We start from the raw sequence: 4,508 nt of genomic DNA, 5'->3' as shown, positions 1-4,508 counted from the left end.
GCTGCTCGTGCCACCAGGGGGTGCTCACGGGCACGGGCTCCGGAGCGTGCCCCTCCACCAGCTCCTGAGCCAGCCGCAGCCAGGCCCGTTGCACCGCCTCCGGCCCAAAGGCCTGGTGCACATGCCGCTGGCCCTCAGCCCCCAAACCCCAGGCCCGCTGGGGGTTGCGCAACAGGGCGATGGCTTCAGCCGCCAGCTGCTGATCCGAGTTCACCAGCACCCCGGTGCGCTGGTCTTGCACCGTGTGGATCAGGGCATGGCGGCGCGGCGCCAACACGGGGATGCCACAGGCGCTGAATTCCGCCGCGGCCAGGCAAAAGGTTTCATCGCGGCCGCTGGGGTTCACCACCCCCACCGCCACCCGCTCCAGGGCCCGATAGCGCTCTAGGCCACAGCTGCCCTCAAACAGCACCCGATCCGCGTAGCCCCCCCGCTCCAGCAGCCGGCGGCAATGGCGCTCGTAGGGGGTGAGCACTGCCGAGGCCGCGCGGGTGCCGTAAAGATCCGCCCCGCCGAACACCCGCAGGCGCGCCTCGGGGCAAGCGCGGGCGATGGCGGCCCACTGGGCAGCCAGGCGATCAAACCCCTTGAAGGGGGTCAGGGCCCCCACATAGGCCAGATCCCTTGCGGCGGTGGCCCACTCCAGCGCACGGGGCAAGCACTGCGCAGGGGGCACCGCCACGGGGTTGGGCAGCACCACGGCCCGGCGGGCCAGGCGGCTGTGGCGGAAGGCATCCAACTGGGCGCCACTCACCAACAGCCAACGCCGCACGGCGGCTAGGTCCTCATAGCGGCCCTGCTGATCACAGCCCAGGTTGTGCAGCCAGGGGAGGAGCGGCACTGGCGAGTGCTCCAGGGCGTCCCAATCCGCCGCGTCGGCAAAGCCTGGGCGAAACACCAAACCCAAACAACCCCGAGCAGGCTCAATGGCCCCCGCCAGCCCGGGCACCAAGGCCACGCAGGCGGGATCGATCCCCTGAACCAGCTGGGGGGCCGTGAGCAACAACTGCGCCTGCAGCGGCGATCCCTGCAACAGCCGCACCACCGCCAGGAAGGCGTATTCCGTGCCGCCAATGCCGGGGTTGCCGCAGCTGGGGTCCGGCAGGGAACCGTGGCCGGCAATGCCCCGGTTGTCGAGGAAAAAGGCCAGCCGCATCAGCCCAGAATGGCAGGCCTTGCACGGGTGGCCATGGGGCGTTGGCGGTTAGCGGCTGCAGCTATAGCCCTGGCGCTGCTGGTGTGGCTTCCGCTAGGGGTGGCCGGCCTACCGCTCGACACCCCGGATGGCTTCCTGCATCTGGGCTGGAGCGTGGCCTGGGTGCGCCAGTTGCAGGCGGGCTGGCTGTGGCCCACCTGGAGTGATCTGCCCTGGGCGGGGGCCGGCAGCTTCGCCCTGCTGATCTATCCGCCGCTGTTTCGGGTGATCAGTGGCCTACCCATGCTGATCGGGGTACCGCCCGACCAGGCGATCGCCAGCGGCCTGCTGGTGATCCTGCTGGTGAATGCCCTCGGCGCAGCGGCCCTGGCCCAGGCCTGGTTGCGGCCAGGGGGGTGGCGCTGGCTGCTGCTACTCACCGCCGCTCTCAACCCCTATCTGTGGGTGAACCTCTACGTGCGCGGAGCCTGGCCGGAGGCCCTGGCCCAGGCGTTGCTGTGGTGGCTGGCGCTGGGGCTGCTGGGGCTCGAACGGAGGCTCCGCTGGGGTATTCCCCTGAGCACAGCAGCCCTCGCGGGCATCGTGCTCAGCAATTGGAATGGGGCCCTGCTCACCGGGCTGATCTGGGCGTTGGCGGGATTCGGGCTCTGGCGCCAAGGCCGGTGGCGAAGTTGGCTGCTGAGCAGTGGCCTGGCCCTGGGCCTCTCCAGCCCCTTCTGGCTACCGGCCCTGCTGGCCCTGGGGAGCGTGCGCCCGCCCATGCCGGCGGGGTTGTTCACCACGGAATTCTTCTTTGGCGGCGGCGGCGGGCCACGCACCTTCGCGGACCTGCTGTGGGTCCAGGGGCTCTGCCTGGCGCTGCTGCTGGCGCTGCGCGGGTTGGGCTGGGGCTGGCGGGGGTGGCGATACAACCCGCGCTCCAACCTGCTGGCCCCCTGGGGGTTGTGGATCGCGGTGCTGGGCCTGGCGTTGATGCTGCCGCATGCCCAAGGGGTCTACGACCTGCTCACACCCCTGCAGCGGATCCAATTCCCCTGGCGTTGGTTGGCCCCCGCCTGGCTCGGCGCCCTGCTGTGGTTGTGCAGCCCTGGGGCCCTCGAACCCCAACCCGCCCGGCGGCGCTGGGGCATCGCCGTGCTGGGCCTGGCGGCCATTGGGCTCTGGGGTGACAGCCTCGGACGCTTTTCCGCCAACTGGGTGGGGCACGCCCCCAGCCGCCTGGAGCAACGGGCCCTGCGCCGCCTACTGGCCTGTGATCCGCTGCGGCCTTGCCCCGATGGTGTTCAAGCCCTGCCGGCGCAGGGCGAACTGAGCAAACGGTTCGTGGCCCTGCCCGACGGGCGCATCGCCCTCAGTGGCGTACCCGATTACAGCCCTGCGGGAATTCCGGATGCGAGCTGGAACGCGCGGCTAGCAATCTTCTGGCTGCCCCGATGGCCCCAAAACACCTGGGCTCAGTTCCAAGGTGCTGGCCAGGTGGATCTTCTGCACAGGGGTCCGCAGGAACGCACGGTGCTGGTGCAAGCCAACCAACCCGGGCGCCTCAGGCTGATGCAGTGGGCCCACCCCAGTTGGCGCGTGCAGTGGCGTGCCGCGGCCCAGGGGAACAAACCGGCAGGCTCCTGGAGCGCACCGCTGGCGAAGGGCGGCCGCGATGCTCAGGGCTGGATCAGCGTGCCCTTAGAACCCGGACTGTGGCAGGTGGGCCTGACGTACGAGCGCCTGCACTGAGCGCCCGTACGATCCCGCCATGGCCTGCAGCTCTATCCGTCCAGCCAACCCCATGCTGAGTGCGGTGGTGCCGTTCCTCAACGAGGCCGCCACCCTGCCGAGGCTGATCAGCACCCTGGAGCAGGTGCTGGAGGAGATCGGACTCCCCTGGGAGCTCGTGCTGGTGGACGATGGAAGCCGCGACGACTCCCTAGCGGTGGCCAAACGGGAACTGCAGAGGCGCCCGCAGATCCGCGCCTCCCTACTGAGCCTGTCACGCAACTTCGGTAAGGAAGCGGCGCTCACAGCAGGCCTGGAGGCGGCTCAAGGGGATGTTGTGGTTCCCCTCGATGCCGACCTGCAGGATCCACCGGAACTCATTGCCCCAATGCTGGAGCAATGGCGCCAAGGGTTCGACGTGGTGTATGCCGTCCGCCGCCGCCGCGCTGGCGATAGCGCCACCAAACGGCTCACCGCCTTTGGCTTCTACAGGCTCATGGGCCGGCTGAGCAGCACAACAATTCCAGCGGACACGGGCGATTTCCGCCTAATGGATCGCTGTGTGGTGGAGGCCCTGGCAAGGTTGCCGGAGCGCACCCGATTTATGAAAGGGCTGTTCGCGTGGGTGGGCTTCCGACAAACAGCGATTCAGTACGACCGCGACGCCCGCCAAGGGGGCGCCAGCGGGTGGAACTACTGGAAGCTCTGGAACTTCGCTGTCGACGGGATCACCTCCTTCAGCCGGGTCCCCTTGCAGGTGCTGAGTGGCGGGGGGCTGCTGATCGCCGGAGTCGCGCTCCTCTACGGCGCCTGGATGGTGCTCCGCACCTTGCTCTTCGGGATCGATCTGCCGGGCTACGCCTCACTGATGACGGCGGTGCTGTTGCTGGGGGGTCTCCAGTTAATCGGCCTGGGGGTACTGGGGGAGTACCTAGGACGCGTGTTTGAGGAGGTGAAGCGGCGGCCCCTATACCTGGTTCGGGAACGATGGCAACAGGAACAACAATGATGGGTGGGACCATGAACAGAGCGCTGCTACTGAAGGGCCGAGCACCCATGAGGGGCAGGGGCTAGTCATGTGGTGGCGTGCGCCATGGCTGGAACAGCGGCGGGCACTCCTGAGCCTGGCGTTCTTCGATGCAATCGTCATCGTTGGGTCCTACAACATCCTGTTCTGGCTGCGCTTTGATCGATGGGCGGGGATCACAGGGGCAGTTGCAACGTTGGTGGCGCTGTGGCTCACACTCTCCTACTTGCTGGGGCGCTACTCATTAGGGAGCACAGACAAACAATTCTGGTCGATTGGTTGCGTTGTCGGCATCGTCACCGGTGTGACCATGCTCGCAGCTTGGCTGGGCCTAGCCAGGGATCCTCGAGCTCTACCCAACTTCGTACTGCCGTTGCTGGCATTGACAGCGACGTTCTCGGCGCTTGCCGAACGGGGAATCGAGCAACAAACACGCCGACCCAGGGAGTGGGCGCTGCTGCTGACAGGTGGTGAAAGTGACATCATTCAAAAAGAACTTAGATCGGTCGGAACAATCAACCGATTGCAGATCACGATCAGTTCACCTGGTCAGCGCAGGGAAGAAATCCTAGGCAGCTGCGAGCGCGCGAAAGGGATCGTGCTAGGAGAACAGCT

Annotated in this window: 3 protein-coding genes and 1 pseudogene; 3 read left to right on the top strand and 1 reads right to left on the bottom strand. The window is 67.4% G+C overall.

Annotation, left to right across the window (positions count from 1 at the left end; translation table 11 throughout):
• On the bottom strand, positions 1–1,156 hold a 1,156-nt coding region (locus ACIQ2E_RS15415), incomplete at its 3' end, for a glycosyltransferase family 4 protein (RefSeq protein WP_398332417.1).
• A gap of 9 nt (positions 1,157–1,165) precedes the next feature.
• On the opposite strand from ACIQ2E_RS15415, the gene ACIQ2E_RS15410 reads away from it, so the two are divergent.
• The 3 genes and pseudogenes from ACIQ2E_RS15410 to ACIQ2E_RS15400 form a co-directional block, all read left to right on the top strand.
• Positions 1,166–2,887, top strand: a complete 1,722-nt coding sequence (locus ACIQ2E_RS15410) for a hypothetical protein (RefSeq protein ID WP_398332415.1) — start codon at positions 1,166–1,168, stop codon at positions 2,885–2,887.
• A 19-nt stretch (positions 2,888–2,906) separates the two neighbouring features.
• Positions 2,907–3,875, top strand: a complete 969-nt coding sequence (locus tag ACIQ2E_RS15405) for a glycosyltransferase family 2 protein (RefSeq protein WP_398332413.1) — start codon at positions 2,907–2,909, stop codon at positions 3,873–3,875.
• A 67-nt stretch (positions 3,876–3,942) separates the two neighbouring features.
• Positions 3,943–4,508, top strand: a pseudogene (locus ACIQ2E_RS15400) (hypothetical protein); the annotation flags it as partial.

Origin of the sequence: Vulcanococcus sp. (assembly GCF_044369115.1) — a bacterium.
Classification (GTDB): Bacteria; Cyanobacteriota; Cyanobacteriia; order PCC-6307; family Cyanobiaceae; genus Vulcanococcus.
The sequence above is the reverse complement of the archived record's forward strand: the minus strand, read 5'-3'. Positions and strand labels throughout refer to the sequence as shown.

What these genes read in the sequence shown, in the direction of transcription:
- ACIQ2E_RS15410 (WP_398332415.1), top strand. Translation starts at nt 1,166, where the DNA reads ATGGCAGGCCTTGCACGGGTGGCCATGGGGCGTTGGCGGTTAGCGGCT.
- ACIQ2E_RS15405 (WP_398332413.1), top strand. Translation starts at nt 2,907, where the DNA reads ATGGCCTGCAGCTCTATCCGTCCAGCCAACCCCATGCTGAGTGCGGTG.